The 18,818-nt window shown below is 66.7% G+C and carries 9 protein-coding genes; 5 read left to right on the forward strand and 4 right to left on the reverse strand.

Annotated elements, in window-relative coordinates; genetic code table 11:
* From SX243_10050 to SX243_10065, 4 genes are all read right to left on the reverse strand, one after another.
* On the reverse strand, window positions 1-900 hold a 900-nt coding region (locus SX243_10050; protein ID MDY7093298.1), incomplete at its 3' end, for a serine/threonine-protein kinase.
* Window positions 901-941: 41 nt separating this feature from the next.
* Window positions 942-4,142, reverse strand: coding sequence for a carboxypeptidase-like regulatory domain-containing protein (locus tag SX243_10055; protein ID MDY7093299.1), 3,201 nt, complete (start codon window positions 4,140-4,142; stop codon window positions 942-944).
* A complete protein-coding gene (locus SX243_10060) occupies window positions 4,139-4,942 on the reverse strand; it encodes a hypothetical protein (GenBank protein MDY7093300.1) in 804 nt (267 codons plus the stop codon). The genes SX243_10055 and SX243_10060 overlap by 4 nt, the downstream gene beginning before the upstream one ends.
* Window positions 4,943-5,867: 925 nt before the next feature.
* Window positions 5,868-6,437 carry a sigma-70 family RNA polymerase sigma factor gene (locus tag SX243_10065; GenBank protein ID MDY7093301.1) on the reverse strand — a complete coding sequence of 190 codons (570 nt, stop codon included), beginning with the start codon at window positions 6,435-6,437 and terminating at the stop codon, window positions 5,868-5,870.
* A gap of 191 nt (window positions 6,438-6,628) precedes the next feature.
* Here SX243_10065 and SX243_10070 point away from each other — a divergent pair, with 191 nt between their 5' ends.
* The 5 genes from SX243_10070 to SX243_10090 all read left to right on the forward strand — a co-directional run bounded on the left by SX243_10070 (window position 6,629) and on the right by SX243_10090 (window position 18,809).
* Complete coding sequence (locus SX243_10070; protein MDY7093302.1) at window positions 6,629-8,341, forward strand: hypothetical protein; 1,713 nt, start codon at window positions 6,629-6,631, stop codon at window positions 8,339-8,341.
* 68 nt (window positions 8,342-8,409) lie between these two features.
* Window positions 8,410-10,371, forward strand: a complete 1,962-nt coding sequence (locus SX243_10075) for a VWA domain-containing protein (GenBank protein ID MDY7093303.1) — start codon at window positions 8,410-8,412, stop codon at window positions 10,369-10,371.
* Between the two features lie 68 nt (window positions 10,372-10,439).
* Window positions 10,440-13,217 carry a hypothetical protein gene (locus SX243_10080; protein ID MDY7093304.1) on the forward strand — a complete coding sequence of 926 codons (2,778 nt, stop codon included), beginning with the start codon at window positions 10,440-10,442 and terminating at the stop codon, window positions 13,215-13,217.
* Between the two features lie 17 nt (window positions 13,218-13,234).
* Entirely contained in the window at window positions 13,235-15,982 is a 2,748-nt protein-coding gene (locus SX243_10085) for a hypothetical protein (GenBank protein MDY7093305.1), read from the forward strand.
* 28 nt (window positions 15,983-16,010) lie between these two features.
* Window positions 16,011-18,809, forward strand: a complete 2,799-nt coding sequence (locus tag SX243_10090; GenBank protein ID MDY7093306.1) for a hypothetical protein — start codon at window positions 16,011-16,013, stop codon at window positions 18,807-18,809.
* The last annotated feature ends 9 nt before the right edge of the window (window positions 18,810-18,818 follow it).

Here is an 18,818-nt window from a genome sequence, read left to right on the forward strand (position 1 = left end):
CGCCGACCGGCGATGCCAGTAGTAGGGACGGTGACCGGTGAGCAGGTCGTAGAGCAGCACTCCCAGGGAGTAGACGTCGCTGGCGGTGGTGATGCTCTCGCCGCGCACCTGCTCCGGACTGGCGTATTCCGGGGTCATGGGCGCCAGGCCCGTACCGGTAGCACCGAGGGTGGGGGCGTCGCCTCCGGAGTCGAGGAGCTTGGCGATGCCGAAGTCCAGGAGCTTGGGCTCGCCGGCCTCGGTGACCAGGATGTTGCCGGGCTTGAGGTCGCGGTGCACCACCAAGCTCTGGTGGGCGAAGTGCACCGCGGCGCAGATTTTCTGGAATAGCCGCAGCCGCTCGGCGGTGGACAGCCGGCGACGATCGCAATAGAGGTCGAGGGGCTCGCCCTCGACATGCTCCATGACCAGGTACGGCCTGCCGTCGTCGGTGGTGCCGCCGTCCAAGAGGCGGGCGATGTTGGGGTGGTCGAGATCGGCGAGGATCTGCCGTTCGCTGCGGAAGCGGTGGGCCAGCTCCGGCGTCATGAGGTCGGAACGCAGGAGCTTGACCGCCACCTGCTGGCGATACTCGTCGTCCGCCCGCACTGCCAGGAAGACGCTGCCCATGCCGCCGCTGCCCAACAGCCGCTCGAGGCGATAGCGACCCACCAGCGTGCCCGGCGGCGGCATGCCCGGAGAGTCCGTGGTCAGGGCCTCGAGCCCCTCCACCCCTTCCACCGCCGGCCGATCGATGAAGGTCCCCGCCTCCTCGTGGGAGCACAGCAAGGACTCCACCTCCTCGACCAAGGCCGGGTCACCGGCACACTGCTCCTGGACGAAGCTCAGCCGCTCGCTGGCGGGCAAAGCCACCGCAGCGTCGAAGATCTCGCGCACCAAGCGCCAGCGATCCGGATCCACGGAGACCAGTTTATCGGAAGCCTTCCTGGCTGTTCGGCTTGTTAGGGCAGCTCGACAACGTCCGAATCACCGGCCTGCACCGTCGCCGTTGCCTGGAAGTCTCCAAGCATGATTCGGTAGCTCCCCTCGGGCAGGCCGGAAACGGTCAGCGGCTGTCCCGGCCGCAGGGTGGGAGGCGTTCCGAGACGGGCCAACAAACCGGTGAGATCCCAGCCGTCGGTGGAGACGATGAAAGGGATGCCCTGGGCTTCGCCCGACAGCAATTCCACAGCCCCCACCGCCCCGAGAGCGAGCACTACCCCTTCCCGGCGCGCCTGCTCCAGCTCGACCCACGGCCCCAAGACCCAGCGACCGTCCGCCATCGCCGCCGCCCGCACCCTGCTGGGCAGCGGCGGCGTCAGCTGCACCACGCCCCGACCGTCTCGGCCGGTCATGGTCAGCTGTTGGACTCCGGCATCCCCCTCGAGGACGAGAAAAGCGCCAACGACCACCGCGCCGTCGTCTAGTACGCTGATTTCGACGCGGTCCTCCTCCCGCTCCCGCAGCTCCAGCATCACCGGCTCCGGAGCCTCGACGGGGTTGACCTCGACGTCCACCACGGCGCTGCGGCGCTCCCCAAGGCGGGCAAAGAGGCGATGAGAACCCGGCCCCAGACCTTCGAGCTCGAACCGTCCATCGGCCCGCGAGAGGGTGAAGGCACGACTAGAGAGCTCCTCCACCCGGGCACCAGCAACGGCCGCGCCCTCCTCGTCCACGACCATGCCGGTGATCGCCGCGGCGGGAAAGCGGACCTCGATCTCCTGCTGGGGCACATCCGCCAACGTCACCGTCTTCGGAGCGGTGACGGCGCCGGCATCGGAGAGATAGAGAACTTCCCACGAGCCGGGACTCAGGGAGTCGGTAGCGAAGTAGCCGCCAGCGTCCACCTCGACGTCGACCTGAGGCCGGCCGCCGCCGAAGACCTGCTGGCGGGAGGCGCCCAAGGGCGTCGAGCGGTTGAGGATCAGCGCCGGGGCCGTGGAGGGAGGCGGTAGCCAGCTCAGCCGCCCCTGAGACACCGCCTCGCCCCCCCGCAGCACTCGGCCGCTGACCCAGGAGCTCTCCCGCCGGCATTCGACCTCCTGCACCTCGGCACCACGCTCCACCTCCACCCGCCGCTCGCAGAGGAGGTCACGGCCGCGCACGACGGTCACCAAGGCCCGCCCGGGAGGTACTCGCCGGACCAGAGCCTCACCGTCCACGACGGTGGCGGTAAGCATGTCCAGCTCCTGCCAGCGTCCCAGCAGATCCACCCGCGCCACGGCCTGGGCCAGGTCGCTGGCCTCGTTCTTCTCGTCCACCAACACCAGGAGAGCGCTACCGGCGAAGAGAGGAATTTCGCCGAGATCTACTCCGTCGCCCTCGGCGGGAGGTTCCACCCTGCGGTGCGCGCGGGCCAGTCCGGCAGCCTCGAAGCGCAACAGCACCTGGCGAGGAGGCAGGCCGGTGAGGGTGAAGGCGCCGGCTTCATCGCTGGTCGCCGAGACCAGGTCCCCGTGGTACCAGGCCAAGACATCGCCCTCCTCCGTCGGCCGGGGGGTCCAGACCCGGGCGCCGGCCACGGCGGAACCGTCCTCGTCGCGGATCAGACGGCCCCGCACCGTCATCCCCGGCGGAGCCATCAGGTCGCCCAAGTCCCGGGCCTCCCCCGCCGCTCCCGGCTGCACGGAAACCCGCACCTCCCGGGTCGACGGGGAGCGCAGGATGAGGAGGACCTCCTTGTCCGGGGCCAGATCGAGCCGAAAGCGCCCCTCGCCATCGAGAGCCTCTTCGTCGTAGCTGCGGCCGGTGCGAACGCGCAGGGTCCCTTCGGACACCATCCCACCGGAGGAGTCGACGAGCCGGCCTTCGACCTGGAAGGCCCGCTGCAGCACGACCCGCGGCTCCGGCTCCCGGAAGGGCTCGAGGCGTTGCTGAACCGACAAGTGGCCTGGGGCGTCGACGGAGACCGTCAGACCTCCCCGGACAGCGACTGACAGCAGAGCCCGACCGCGGGGACCGGTGATCACGGCGGGGCCTGCTGCGGGCTGCACCGTCGCTCCGGCTACGGGTACCTCCTCGTCATCGACCACCCGCACGGCGAGGGTCCTCACCGGCACCAGCTCGAGATGGCCCAGGTCGAGACGCGGGCCTTCGAGGACTCGAGTCTCCCGCCGCTCGGCGAAATCCGGATGGCGAATCGCCAGCACGGTCTCGGCTCTCGGCAGGGATTCGAGGATGAATCGGCCGTCCTCTCCGCTCACGGCCCGGCGGGCAGCGAAAGCTGACGAGGAGGGATCGAGCCAGGCCTCCGCCTCCACCGAGGCTCCCACCACAGGCTCACCTTCCGGATCGACCACTCGGGCAGCGAGGCTCGCCCCGAGACCGAGGCGCAGCTTGGGAGGCAAGGCCGAGGGCCAGACGGAGAGAGCCCGGGAGGCATATCCCGGCGCGCTCACCACCAGCGTCAGCTCATGCTCTTCCGGCAGCGCCGGGAGAACGGTAGCGCCGGTCTCCTCAGAGCGGTATTGAGCCACCACCCGCTGCCTCCCCCGCTCCTCCGCCAGCACCGTCAAGCCTCCGGTGGCGGCTTCCCCCTCGGGACCGACCAGAACCGTAGAGCGTTCCTCCGCCCGGGACGCCGCCAGCTCGACCCGCTCTTGCCCCGGCGACACCTCCCGCCACCAGCTGCCCAGCCCGGCTCCCACCAGCCGCAGCCGCCAGGACTGATCCGCTGCGTGAGCAAGGGCGATGCGGGAACGGGTCATCCGAGCGCCTTCTTCGACATCTGCCGGCGGTGGGGGCACCGGCCAGCTGGGGAGCAGGGCCTCCGGAACCTCGCCCCACATGGCGGCGGGAGCCGCGATGAGGCGAAGATCCAGCCCTTCCGGCCCGTCCCCGCTGGCCTCTCGTCCTCGGACCCGCCGGGGTGCCTTCGAAAGGTCGACGCTCACCGTGAGCCGACCCTCCGTCGGCTGCAACCGCTGATTCTTCGCCAGGTCGCTGAGGAATCCCGGGAGCTCCTCCGGACCGAAGCGTCGAGGCGCCGCTCCCGGGGCCCAAGCCCACACAGCTTCCGCCCCGGCCAGGGCCGGCTGGCTCAGCTCTTGGAGCTTCCAAAGCTGGGGCGGTGCCTCAGAGTAGAGGACCACCGCCTGCTGGGCGTGGAGAGGGGCCGCACCGAGGACACCGAGGAGCAACCCGAGGGCGAAGACGCGGCTCATGGCCCAGACTTCGGGGATTCCGAACTCGGCTTCCGCACCGCTTGCGCCGCGACAGCACCGCTCTGCGGAGAGCCTTCGGTGGAGGACGCGCCCCAATCCATCACCAACAACCGGGACGGCACCGCCTGCTGGCTGGCGGGGCTGCCGTCTCGCAGAAAGGTGGCGAAGTCGAAGAGCAAGAAGACGACGCGGCCGTCGCGGACATCACCCCGCAGATGGGCGAAGGGGGACTCGGCGGTGAGGGGCAGAGGGCGGCGAGACGCCTGACCGTAGGGCTCGAGGGTGACCAGCTCCCAGAGCGTCTTTTTCCCTTCGACCCGCCGCACTACCAGTACCGGACGACCATCCAACACCAGAATCTCATCCACCGCCCGGAATTGGTTGATGTAGGCCCAGCGGGCGTGGGGATCGCGAGAGAGGAGATCCCGCTGCTCGGTGTCGAAGTCGCAATCGGCGCCGATGCCCAGAGCCTCCGTATCCCAGATCTCCAGCAGCTTGCCTTCCTTGTCGAAGCGATAGGCCCCAGGCTCGAACCCCGGCACCACCACCAAGCTGCCATCGGGCAGAAAGCGCAGGGCGCCGATGCTGAAGAAGGGACAGTTGTCCATCAGGGGCGCGCCGGGCCCGGAACGGGAGGTGAGCACCGGCTTCGGCTCAGGGGTTACATCGCCGAGGGGACCAATCCACGCGACCTGCCCGCGGGGAGCCATCACGCCTTCATTACCCCGATGCATGCCAAGCACCGCGTATCGGCCCTCGAAGGCGTCCAGGTCTTCGATGCCTTCGAAGAAATGGCTCACTCGCTGCGGCTTCTTTTCCCCACGCTTCTTCCATCCGTAGGTAAAGAGCTCGGCACCAAAAATGAGGTGCTCCGAGGTAGCTGCCACCCGCGACGTAGCCCAGCTATTGTCGATTCCATCGCCGTCAACCGTCTCGCGAATCGGCGTCTGTGCTGGCGCCTGCAGAGAGACCCTGAAGACGCCACTGCCGGGAACTCCGAGAAAGACGGAATCCTGGTCTGCCCACCGAATGTCGTGAGCTCGCTGCAGGAATTCTGGCAGCTCCACCTCCGACGTAATCTCGACCGCTGGAGCTCGAGCCGACTCCGCTGCCACAAAGCTGCCGCCACCTACGATGAAGCAGGCCAGCAGAATGACGAGGCGCAGTCTTTTCTCTGACCAAGCAAGACTCAACTGCGGGACCACCCGCTCAAACAACCACTGCCGCATGGTCCCGGCTAGAAGTAGTACTGCTGTCGAGGTTGGCAAGAAGCCCCATCAGTCGCACAGGAGTTTCCCTCATCATCAACGCACTCGGTGCAATACCCTCCGGTCATTGCACAGTAAGTCCCCCCTGAAGTGTAGTAGGGACGCGAGTTGTAATAGGAATTGCAGTCCGCATCCAGCTCCACCGCAACACCGGAGAGCAGGAAGAGCGCCGCTCCGGCGAAAACCCAGAATCGCACCCCTTGCTGCATCCATCCAACGAGCACTCTCTTCATCATCCCTCCTTCCCGGCCTCGGCGAGTGAACCTGGGCCCACCGGCAAGACCAGATGAAATATTTTGAGAAGCAACTTAGAAAATATCCCTTGCAAGAAGATCTTGTCAAGGCATCATAAGCCTGCTGCGAGCAGCAAGAAACTGGAGCGCTTGGCAGCCCGTGGTGAAAGCCAGACGCCGGGGAAGGCTCGGCTCGACTTTCACCACGGGTTGTCAGGACCGAGTCAGGACCGAGTCAGCTCCCGATACAGCCACGCTCGGGCGGAGGCCCAGTCGCGGCTGACGGTGGCTTCGCCGATGTCGAGGACTTCGGCGGTTTCCTGGAGGGTCAGGCCGGCGAAGAAGCGGAGCTCGACGATGCGGCTTTGGCGCTGGTCCATACGGGCGAGAGCGTTGAGGGCATCGTCCAGGGCAATGAGATCGACGTCGGGGCCGGAGGGGAGGGCCACCGCCTCGTCGAGGGTGACGGTGGGGATGCCGCTACCGCGTTTGGCGGCGCGCTGGGCCCGGGCGTGGTCGACCAGGATCCGGCGCATGGTCTGGGCTGCAAAGCCGAAAAAGTGAGCGCGATTCTGCCACTGCACCCGGCGCCTATCCACCAAACGTATGTAAAGCTCATTTACAAGAGCAGTTGGTTGTAGAGTATGCCCAGGAGATTCTCGCGCCAGGTAGCGACGAGCGAGACGTCGTAACTCTGCATTGACCACGGGCATCAACCGGTCCAGAGCACCCGCTTCGCCGGCGCTCCACTCGAGCAGAAGGTCGGTAATTTCTTCTCGTCTTGGATCGTGCATGGGAATACAACATGCTATCAGGCCCGGGCTCGATCCAGGACGTCTCGAGTAGGGATTCGCCCCTTTGCCCCGGTCCCGCCCAGCACTCCCGATGAGGGAGTTCGCAGCCGCTCGCCGCGTTTGGGAGATAGAAGCACTTGGTCCGGAGCCGCCGAAGGTTCCGGATCGGACTGAATGAAGGAGCCTGCATCATGTCCACTCACCCAAACCACCGCCAACCCCTCTTCCAGCTCCTCCGCCGCAGGACCAAGACTTCCGCGGCCCTCCTCATCCCCATCTTCGTGGTCTCGATCCTCATTCTGGCCACTCCCGCCGTCCACGGGCAGAACCGGCCGGTGAGCGTCGACCACCTTCCCACCTCCAACAACGATGTCGTCGTCCTCGAATATGGACTGGACCAGTTCTCCATCCCAGTGGAGGATCTCTTGGCCAACGATCCACCGGCCACGGGGATCGCGGCCTTGACCGATCCAGCCCACGGCAGCCTCTCCCAGCATTTCGGCAATCTGGTCTACAGTGCTGGCCAGTCTCTTCCCGAAGCCGGCATCGACAGTTTTCTCTACACCCTGGCCAACGACAACCTCGACCAGGGCACCGTCTACATCTTGCCGGAAACTTACTCCCGGCCCTTGCATATCGAGCCCATCGCCTCTCCGATCTTCAACCACGACCATAGCTGGGCGGTGATAGGGAACTCCGGCGAAGTCACCACCAACGGCCAGGATCCCATCGATGGCCCCTATGACCTCCTCTTGGAAGGCGGCACGGAGTCGCTGTGGCTGATCTCCGTCAAAGCCAAAGGCGGCGGCACCACCACCGGCAGCAAGACCGGTTTCGAAGCTGGCCCCGGAGGCTATGGGATACCCACCGATGAGGCCTTCGTGCTCACCCGCGCTCTCGACGACACACAGGAGCCGGTGTGGGAGCTCCACGTCGAACAAACCTCCAGCGGAACGTTCCTCCAGGCCATCAGCCGGGACGGCTACGGTGGTTTGGTGACGACGCCGCCGGTCCCCTTCCTCAACGATTCAGAGCCGGAGCGGGTGCTCTTTTATTGGTGGGCGGCGTCCGGACCGGGGCTCCGCGACGGCCATATGGCTTTGTTCCTCGATCAGCAGTTGGTGGCCGCCGCCTCCGGCATCGGCTGGAACGATCGCCCGCTCTCCGAATTCGTCTACGGCATCGGCGATTCGTCGCTGGTTCCACCCGCTATGGCACCAGACCACACCGGCACCAGCATTCGGCTGGACAATATGAAGATCCTGGCGGAAGTCGAGATGCCGGGGCACCTCCCCACCTTCGCCGATGGATTCGAAAGCGGTGATTTCTCCGGCTGGCGAAGCGCCAACGAGCCGATCAGCGCGTTGGCGGTCACCCAGGAAGCAGCCCTCAGCGGCAATTGGGGCCTCGAAGCGCGACCGTCGCAAAGCACCTCCGGTTTGGCCATGCTAGGTCTACGCCTCAGGCCTCAGCAGAGCCATCTGCGGGCTCGTTTCCTCCTCGACCCTCGGGAGCTGACCGTCGGCCTGAATCCGGCGATCATCCTCTCCGCCAGCGATGAAACGAACAAACGTCAGCGCGTGCAGGTACGGATCAAGGGAGGTCCGGTCAACCACCTTCTCGCCGTCCGCGCCTGGGATTCTCAGCTCAGCACGTGGGTCCAGTCGGACTGGTTCCCAGTTTCCGGTCCCGAGCCCCATCAGGTGGAAGTGAAGTGGTGGGACAAGCCCATCGGCACCGTTGGGCACGGAGGCTTTCGCCTGTGGCTGAACGGTACGCGGGTGGCCGAAATGGCCATCCCGACCTCCGGAGGCGCGGTCAACTGGATTAGCTGGGGTCTGATCCTTGGCCACCGACAGGCGGTAGGCCGCTTGTTCTTGGACGACCTCCAGGTGTTCTGGTAACCGACGACGCTTCTGATAGCCAGCGACGAAAGTAGATCCGGCACCGGGGGTGGCCGTAGACTGAAGGTATGAACCTCCAACCCCGGTGCCGGCTCCACCTCGTCCTCCTCGCCCTCGTTCCAGCCTTCCTGCTCCTCGCCGCCTCCAGCCTGGGGCTTCAACCCCTGCACGCCCGAGAAGCCGACTCAGCGACTCCCACCGGCGCAGCCTCCCGATCCACCGTAGAACGGGCGGACCAGCTCCTCGAAGGCCTGTCCGCCGACGAGCTGGGAGCCTCCGGCCGTCTCGCAGCCCGGGCCCTGCTCACCGGCGAGCCCGCCCCCGAGGACCGCGTCCGCGGCGTGCTCCAGGTGGTGCTGGAGGGAGCGGAGCTGCTGCGCGCCCGACGCCTGCGGCTGACCGTGATGGCGGCCGGGGAAGAGGGCATCGAAACCTACGACACCGACTTCGAAACCCTCGGGCTGCTCGGCGCCCGGCCCTGGGTCTTCCTCTTGCCGGTGGAGCTGCCGGCCAACGACCGCGGCCTCGCCGTGGTGATGGAAGCGGAAGGTTCGGAAGCCTGGGCCGGCGCCCTCGCCGATTGGAGCCCCGAGCCCTTGGAGGTGTCGGACTCCGCCGGCGTCGCCGAAGGTCCCCTGCTGGGCCCCCAAGCCTCCCCCACCACCGGCGCCCAAGACGAGCCGGAAGCACCCACCGCCATCACCCTGGTACCGCCGCGAAGCTCGCAGGTCGCCGGCTCCACCCGCTTCGAGACCATCGTCAGCGACCCCCTCATCGAGACCGTAGAGTTCCGCCTCGACGGTGAGCTGGTGGAAACCGACGGGCGAGCGCCGTTCAACGCCCGGCTAGAGCTCGCCGCTCCTGCCCGCCGGCAGACCGTGGAGGTGGTCGCCCTCGGGCCCAACGGACAGATCCTGGGCCGGGACGAGCTGACCGTCAACGGTGAGGCCCGGCGCTTCCGCATCTCCTTCGCCAAGTGGGACCACGACGTGGGGCTGGCGCGCATCGAGGTGGAGGCAGCGGTGGAGGTGCCCGCCGACTCCACCCTGCAGAAGGTCGAGATCTTCCTCAACGAGCTCCCCATCGCCAGCTTCCGCCGGCCGCCCTTCGCCGCCGTGGTGCCGGCGCCGGAGCCCGGCCCGACGGATTACGTCCGCGCCGTCGCCACCCTCGCCGACGGTCGCACCATCGACACCGTCGAGCTCATCGCCGCCCGCGGCGCCAGCGAGCGTCTGGACGTCAATCTGGTGGAGCTCTACACCGTGGTGCTGGACGGCGACGGACAGCCGGTGGACGATCTGTCGGCGGAGGATTTCGAGATTCTGGAGAACGGCTCGCCGCGGCCGGTGGAAGGGTTTGGCTACGGTCAGGACGTGCCCCTCCTGCTGGGCCTGGTCATCGACTCCTCCGGCAGCATGGACGGCATCATGAACGAGACCAAGCAGGCCGCCGGGACCTTCCTGGGCCAGGTGCTGCGATCCCAGGACAAGGCCTTCGTGGTGGATTTCGACACCCGCCCGCGGCTGGCCCAGGGCGTCACCTCGGACATCCAGCAGCTCTTCGCCAGCTTCCGCGCCATGCAGCCGGAGGGCAACACCGCGTTCTACGATTCGGTGGTCTTCGCGCTGATCCAATTCGGCACGGAACGAGGCCGCAAAGCTCTGGTGGTGCTCACCGACGGCGACGACTACCGCAGCCGCTACAGCCCCCGCCGCGCCATCCAGGACGCCCAGAAGAGCGGTGTCCCGGTCTACATCCTGGGCCTCGGCGACGAGCAGCGGCTCCAGCGCACATTCAAGCAGAGCGACCTCCAGGAGGTCGCCGGCAAAACCGGCGGCAAGGTCTTCCTGGTCTCCAGCCCGCTGCAGCTGGGCGGCGCCTACAGCGCCATCGAGAGGGAGCTGCGCAGCCAATACCTTCTCACCTTCTACTCTCCCACCGGCCTGTCCGGCGAGAGCGGATCGGAGGGGATCGAGGTGCGGGTCAAGAAGCCGGGGCTGACGGTGCGGACGGTGGTGGGGGCTCGCTGACCTCGGGCCGAGGACTCACGACAGCAGCCGTTGCGGAAAAGCTCAATCCATGCTGTAATAGCATATGAATGAGCAAGAAACAAAAGTGTCTTTTCCGCAGGGGAACGAGCGTCGTAGCGGGCCTGGTCTGCGCTTGCGCGGCGGCGATCTTTCCGACTTCCACTCTCGAAGCCCAAGCCCGCTGGCAGGAGATCGGCCCCGAAGGCGGCTTCGTGGTCAGCTTCGGGCAGGATCCGAACCGGCCGGCCCGTCTCTACACCGGGACCATCGCCCGGGGCATCTTCTTCAGCGACGATGACGGCGATTCCTGGAGCAATACCGACTTGCGCTCCGGTCCCCCCGTCCGCATCCTCACAGCGGGTACCGGCGCCGCGCAAGCCAGCACCGGAGATGGTGTCTATGCTGGGATAGGGGTCGATGTCTTCCACAGCGCCAACGGTAGGACCGGCTGGTCGTCCACCGGCCTGATGGCTTCCAGCACGGTGACAGCTATCGGCCTCGACGCCCGCTTCGCCTACGCCGGCACCTCTACCGGGCTCTACCGGCTGGACTCCACGGGCTGGAACCGTATCGGCGAAGACCCACCCATCGGCGACGGGCACATCCGGGCCTTCCACCACGCCGCGGATGGAACCCTCTATGTCGGAACCAATCAGGGTCTATTCAAGACCAACGACGGCGGAGAGAGCTTTTCCCCCATCGCCCCCGACCTCTTCGAGGATGTCTACGCCATCGCCGCGGACCCTGGATCCAACGAGCTCTTCGTCTTCAATCTGACTCCCCGGGGGCTCTACCGCAGCCAGGGCGGCGGATCCGGCAGCTGGACCTTGCTCACCGACAATCTGCCGCTCACCAACCGCCTGCAGTCCGTCTCGGTGCAGCCCCACCCGTCGGGCCGGGCGCTCTACGCGGTGACCAACGGCAGCCTGCTGCAGTCCACCGATCTGGGCGCCAGCTGGCAACTCTTGGACGTGGACTACTCCGACCGCTTTGCTGCCATCGGCATCTTCGCCGACCGGACCACCCCCGGCGTGCTCTACGCCCCCGGTGGGCTCGGGCTGGCGCGCAGCTTCGACAGCGGAGAGACCTGGAGCCTGGCCAACCGGGGGCGCCGGGCCCTGACCCTCGACGACTATGTCCTCGCCGACAGCACGCCGCCGACGATCTATGCCTCCAGCACCCAGGGCTATGTCTACGGCACCCGAGACGGAGGACCGAGCTGGGACCTTCTCGCCCAGCCGGAAATCGAACCGAGCGCTCGGCTCGCCGTCGATCCAAGGTCTCCGGACACGCTCTACCGTGGCGTCAGCGCCGCCGTGCTGCGCAGCGACGACGGCGGAGAGACCTGGACCACCCCCGACATGTCCCTGTTCTGCAATATCGTCTCGACCCTAGCCATCGCTCCCTCGAATCCCGACATCCTCTACGCCCAGGGCTATCCCCTCGCCACCGCCTGCGTGCTGGGACAGCCGCAGGCCTGCTACACCCACCGCAGCCTCGACGGCGGGCAGTCTTGGTCCTGCATCGCCGAAATCGGCCCCACCGCCACCCGTCTGACGGTGGACCCCCGGGACTCGGACCGAGTCTACGCCCTCAGCCGTTCCGCCCTCTTCCGCAGCGACGATGGCGGCGGCAGCTGGGGGAGCCTGACCCAATCTCTGGAGATCCCCTTCCTCGACTTCGTTCTCGACCCCTCGAATCCCGACATCCTCTACTTGACCAACGAGGACGGACTCTTCCGCAGCTCGGATCGCGGCGCCACCTGGGTGCGCTGGGAGCTCGAACCCTCTCCAGGACCGTTCACCGCCCTCGCCGTGCATCCGCAGAAGACAGACAACCTCTATGCCCTCGCCGGTGACCGCACCCTGTGGAGCACCGACTCCGGGCGAACCTGGCGCGCGCTGGCCGGCGAACCCGCCGACCTGGGCCTCCGGGGCCCGCTTCGGATCGAGTCCCGACAGCCCGGACAGCCGGACCGGCTCTATGCCGGCACCGCCGGCGCCGGTGTGGTGCGGCGCACGGCACCGGTGGAGACCGAATGTACGCCCGGCGCCCAGACCCTGTGTCTGGGCGGACCGTCGGGAGATCGTTTCGAGATCTCCGTCGATTGGCGGGACTTCCAGGGCCGAACCGGCCAGGGCCAGGGGCTGTACCTACCCAACGGACCGGGGGCCTTCTGGTTCTTCCATCCGGACAACATCGAGCTGGCTGTGAAGGTTCTCGACGGACGGCCGGTGAACGGTCATTGGTGGGTCTTTTTCGGATCCCTCACCAACGTCGAATTCACTCTCACGGTGACGGACACCACCACCGGCCTGGTACAGCAGTACTTCAACCCCCTGCGCAACTTCGCCAGCCGCGGAGACACCCGCGCATTCGACGACTCCAGCTTGTTCTTGGCAGGCAGCAGCGACTTCACTGCGGAGGCGACGGGTGCCACTTCGCCCGTTGAGTCGATGATGCTGATTCCCGCCGGGGCGGCACTGGCAGAAACCGCCGCCGAAGGTGGCTGCGCGGGCGACACCACCTCCCTCTGCCTGTCGGATCGCTTCCGGTTGCGGGTGACCTGGCAGGACTTCCAGGATCGCACCGGCACCGGCCAGGCGATTCCCCTCACCGACGACACCGGTAGCTTTTGGTTCTTCGCTCCGAGCAACACCGAGCTGCTGGTCAAGGTTCTTGACGGTCGGCCGGTGAACGGCCATTGGTGGGTCTTCTTCGGCTCTCTCACCAACGTCCAGTTCACCCTCACGGTGGAGGACCTGGCCACCGGCGAGCAGCGTGACTATGTGAATCCTTCCCGCAATTTCGCTAGCCGGGGTGACACTCGAGCCTTCGACAGCTGATGCAAAGGAAACCCGCCATGATCCATCTTCCCCGAATCTTCCTCGCCTTCTTCGCGGCGTTGTTCCTCACCTTGCCGCTACACGCTCAACCTGGCTGGCAGGAGCTGGGGCCGGACGGCGGTGAGGTCACGGCCTTCGCTCAGGACGCCCTGAACCCGATGAACCTCTATGTCGGAACGTCCAACCGCGGCGTCTTTCTCAGCCGCGACGGAGGGGAGAGCTGGCAGATCTCCGGCCTCGAGGTGGATCAGCCGGTGCTCGGGCTGACCGTGGGACCGGTGGAGAATCCAGGAGTTTGGGCCACCGCGGGCTCCAGCATCTTCGCCAGCTTCGACGGCGGCACCACCTGGGAATCCACCGGCTTCCCTCCCGTCGGTTCGGTGCGGGCGCTGGTCGCCGGCCCGGAATATCTCTATGCGGGCAACTTCCGTGGCCTCTATCGCCTGGAAGGAAGCACCTGGGCTCGCATCGGCGAAAGGCAGGGCTTCGACAACGGCTCCATCTACGAGCTGCAGATCACCCCCGACGGGGCCCTTCTGCTGGCCAGCATCCACGGCCTCTTCGTCTCCGATGACCAAGGCGACAACTTCCAGCCGCTGGGCACCGGCGTTCTTCGGGATGCGGCCCACGTGGTGCAGGAGCCGGATTCCACCGCCCTCTACGTCTCCACCTTCGTTCCCCGAGCGGTGTACAAGAGCAACGCCGCCCGCACCAACTGGCGCAACGTCACCGCCACCCTCCCGTTCCAGATTCTTCCGCAGGGCTTCGGCCTGACCGTCTCCGGACTGGGAACGACTCTCTACGCCCTCACCGTCCAGGGGCTCCTCTACCGATCCTCCGACGACGGCGAGAGCTGGGAAGGGGTCGGGCCGGCACCGCAGGAGACCTACGGGGCCATGGCGCTGCGCACCGACCTCGCCGACGGCCGGAGCCTGCTGTCCCTGGGAACCGGCGGACTGGCACGGAGCGCGACCCAAGGAACCACCTGGATTGGGCTGAATCAGGGGCTGCACATCTTCGAGCTGAGCGATTACGCCTTGGCCGCCGGCCCCACTGCCACGCTCTTCGCCTCGGCCCCGGGGGGCACGGTCTTCCGCAGCTCCGGTGACTTCGAGGTCTGGAGCCTCGTCGCCCAGGAGGATCTCTCGGTGGAAGCCCCCCTGGCGGTGGACCCGACGGACGCCTCCCGCGTCTACCGAGGCGTCTCCGGCGGAGTGCAGCGCAGCTCTGACGGCGGCGACACCTGGACCCGCTCGGAGACCGACCTGATCTGTAGCGAGGTCAACTCGCTAGCCGTGGCGCCCTCGAACCCGAGCACCCTCTACGCCACCAGCTACACCCTCACCAGCGGGTGCCCGAGCAATTTCCCGGAGGCCTGCTTCGCCCACCGCAGTCTGGACGGCGGAGTCACCTGGTCCTGCACCGCGGAGCCCGGCAACGGCCTGGGGCTGACCTTCCGGCTGACGGTGGACCCGCGAGACGACCAGCGGGTCTACGCTCTCCAACGGGCGCGGCTCTCCCGAACCGACGACGGCGGCGACACTTGGACGATCCTTACGGACGACCTGGGCACCCTCTTCCTCGATTTCGTCCTCGATCCGGTGGATCCGGACATCGTCTACCTGGCCGGCGAGGACGGCCTCTTTCGTAGCCCGGATGGCGGAGACACCTGGGTGATTTGGGATCTGGAACCCTCGCCGGGACCGTTCACCGCCCTCGCCGTGCACCCGACGGTGCCCGACAACCTCTACGCCGTCGCAGGAGAGCGCACGCTGTGGAGCACCGACATCGGCCGTACCTGGCAGGAGCTACCCGGCGAAGCTTCCCGCCTGGAGCTCCGCGCCCCGCTGCGCATCCTGGAGCAGGAGGCCCATTACCTCTACTCAGCCACCGAGGGGGCGGGAGTCGTGCGGCGGATCGTGCCGGTGAAAACCGAGTGTGCTCCGGACGCCCAAACCCTCTGCCTGGGTGGCGCCGAGGGGAATCGCTTTGAAGTGTCGGTGAGCTGGGAAGATTTCCAGGGCCGCACCGGTCAGGGCCAGGGTCTGTACCTGCCCAACGGACCGGGAGCCTTCTGGTTCTTCGACCAGGACAACCTGGAGATGGCGGTGAAGGTCCTCGACGGACGGCCGGTGAATGGCCATTGGTGGGTCTTCTTCGGAGCCCTCACCAACGTCGAATTCACCCTCACCGTCCGCGACACCGCCACCGGCCAGGTACGCGAGTACTTCAACCCCCTGCGCAACTTCGCCAGCCGCGGGGACACCAGGGCCTTCCCCGGCTCCGGGCTGCTGCCGGAGGGAGATGCGGCGACGGCTTCGAGTCGATCTCCCGGCGACCAATTCTCTTCCAGCGGCTGGCTCGCGCTCCCCGCTGGTGCGCTCCCTTCTGGAGGCGGTTCGCTGCCGGAAGGCGGCTGCACTGCGAACGGTACCGACGACGCCCTCGCCCTCTGCCTGGCGGAGCGCTTCCTCGTGCGGGTCACCTGGCGCGACTTCCAGGACCGCACCGGCACCGGCAAAGCCATCCCCCTCACCGACGACACCGGCAGCTTCTGGTTCTTCTCTCCGGACAACACCGAGATGCTGGTCAAGGTCCTCGACGGTCGGCCGGTGAACGGCCATTGGTGGGTCTTCTTTGGATCCCTGACCAACGTCGAATTCACCCTGACGGTGGAAGACGTAATGACCGGTGAGCTGAAAACCTATGTCAACCCCCTGCGTAACTTTGCTAGTCGCGGTGATACCCGGGCCTTCGATGGGTAAGGCCGAGGACGACTTCTTTGGAGAGAGCATGAAACTGAGCCCAACCCTGATCGCCCTCGCTTGTCTGCTATTCCTTGCAACTTTCCCCGCGCAAGCTCAGCTTCCCGACCCGTGGATGCCCTCCGGCCCGGAGGGCGGCGAGGTCACGGCCTTCGTTCAGGATCCCTTGGATCCGGATCGCCTCTACGCCGGCAGTACCGGTCGTGGAGTCTTCTTCAGCGGGGATCGCGGTGCGAGCTGGCAGGTCACCAATGGCCTGATCTCGGCGCCGGTTGCGGCCCTCTCGGCAGGGACCGGCGAGACCCGCGGCATTTGGGCCGCCGCCGGCACCGAAATCTTCCTGAGCATCAACGGCGGCAGAACGTGGCGGAATATGGGCTTCGGCCAAAGTCCCCCGCCCCGGGTGTTGAGCGCCGGACCGGTTTATCCATTCATCGGCAACACTCGCCTCTACCGCCTCGAATCCGGTGGATGGAGACTCGTTGGTCAGGGATCGGCCTTCGACGGCAGAACGATCTTCGAGCTCGCTCACGACCGCCAGGGACAACTTCTCGTTGCCAGCGCCGCCGGCCTCTACGTCAGTTTCAACCGTGGCCTCAGCTTCCGACGCCTCGGCGACGGTGTTTTCGGCGCGGTGCTGAGCGTCCGCGAGGATCTCAGGTCGCGGGCCCTCTTCGTCTCCACCTTGGATGGCAGACTCTTCCGCAGCAATCCCGAACGGACCCAATGGGAGAACCTCACCGAGACTCTGCCCTCCCGGCCTTTTCCCCGAGGCTTCGCTCAGATCTTTCCCAACGGCAACGAGGAGCTCCTGGTCCTCACCGACGCGCTGATCCTCTATCGCTCCTCCGACTCGGGAGCCACCTGGGCGCCGGTGGGAGAGGCCCCGCAGATGACCCTCGGCGCCTTCGAGCTGCGCACCAACCTCGGGAGCACCCATCGCCTCTGGTCTTTCGGCACCGGCGGCGTCGGGCTGGGAACGAATCGCGGCACGGTCTGGCAGCCCCGCAACGAGAATCTATACAACTTCGAGCTCGACGATTACGTCGTCGCCCCCGGCTCTCCGGCAACTCTATTCGCCACCTCCCCCATGGGATTCGCCACCTCCCCCATGGGAAGCGTCCGGCGCAGCGTCGACGACGGCGATTCCTGGCAGTTGATCCGCCAGGAGCCCATAGCGTTCACGGCTCCGCTGGCCCTCGACCCCACAGATCCGCAACGGGTCTATCTAGGCGTGTCCGGAGGAGTGCGCAGGAGCGACGATCAAGGCTCGACCTGGGAGACCTCCCAACCGCCGATGGTGTGTAGCGAGGTCAGCGAGGTGGCGGTAGCGCCGTCCGATCCCAACGTCGTCTACGCAACGAGCTTCTCCGTATCCGCCGGATGCCCCATCAACATTCCGGGTGCCTGCTTCGCTCACCGCAGCGACGATGGGGGTGAGACCTTCCGGTGCATCACGGAGCCCAGCGGCCAGCTCACTCACAAGCTGATCGTCGACCCCCGCGACGCCAACAGGGTCTACGCCGTCAGCCCCAGCAGGATAGAGCGCAGCGACGACGGCGGCGAGACCTGGACGCCGCTGCGAGACTCGGTCAACGCCTTCCGGGATCTGATCCTCGAGCCGCGCAATCCGGACATCCTGCTCTTGAGCCAGGCCGGGGGCATCTTCCGCAGCACCGACCGCGGCGAGACCTGGATGCGCTGGGACTTGCCCCAGGGGCCGGGCCCCCTCACCGCTTTGGTCGCCCATCCGATCCACCCCGACAATGTCTATGGCGTGCTGCGCTACCGCGCGAAGTGGAGTAAGGATGGTGGGCGGACCTGGCGCAATCTACCCATTGCGACGCCGGAGCTCTGGCTGGAGGGCCCTCTGGCCATTCAGCCGGAGGAACCGCTCAAGCTCTACACCGGCACCCAGGACGCCGGGATCCTGTCCCGCGCGATCCCGGTGGCCACCCAATGCGTACCCGACGAGCACACCCTCTGCTTCGGCGGGGAGAACGATGACCGCTTCGAGGTCTCGGTAACCTGGAAAGACTTCCAGGGCAACTCCGGCCAGGGCAGGCCGCTGGATAATCAGCCCCGAGGAGCCCGGGCCTTCTGGTTCTTCGACCCGGAGAACATCGAGCTGGCGATCAAGGTGCTCGACGGCCGGCCGGTGAACGACTCTTGGTGGATCTTCTACGCCTCGCTGACCAACGTCGAGTTCACCCTCACCATCCTCGATACCGCCACCGGGCAGGTCCGCGAGTACCAGAATCCACCGCGCAATTTCGCCAGCCGCGGCGATACCCAGGCCTTCCAAGACCTTCACCTCTTGCCCTTCCCCCTCCCCGACGCCTCCCTCGAGGCGCCCTGGACGAGCGAGGACTCCGCTGCCGAGGCCACGCTCTCCAGCGCCTCCAACGGCTCGGTCTCGGTCCATCGGCTGGAGCTTCCCGCCGGCGCTCCGGGTCTTCCGTCGGCGGGCCCTCTCGGGATGGACTCGGGCTGTGTCGCCGACGCCACCTCTCTCTGCCTGTCGGACCGCTTCCGCGTGCGGGTCAGCTGGCGGGACTTTCAGGACCGCACCGGCGTCGGCACCGCCCTCTCCCTCACCGAAGACACCGGCAGCTTCTGGTTCTTCTCGCCGGACAACACCGAGATGCTGGTCAAAGTCCTCGACGGCCGGCCGGTGAACGGTCATTGGTGGGTCTTCTTCGGATCCCTGACCAACGTCGAATTCACTCTGACGGTGGAAGACGTGATGACCGGCGAGCTGCAAACCTATGTGAACCCTCTCCGCAACTTCGCCAGCCGCGGGGACACCCAGGCCTTTGATGGATGAGACCTTCCT

It is taken from the genome of Acidobacteriota bacterium, from assembly GCA_034211275.1.
In the GTDB taxonomy this organism is placed as follows: Bacteria; Acidobacteriota; Thermoanaerobaculia; order Multivoradales; family JAHZIX01; genus JAGQSE01.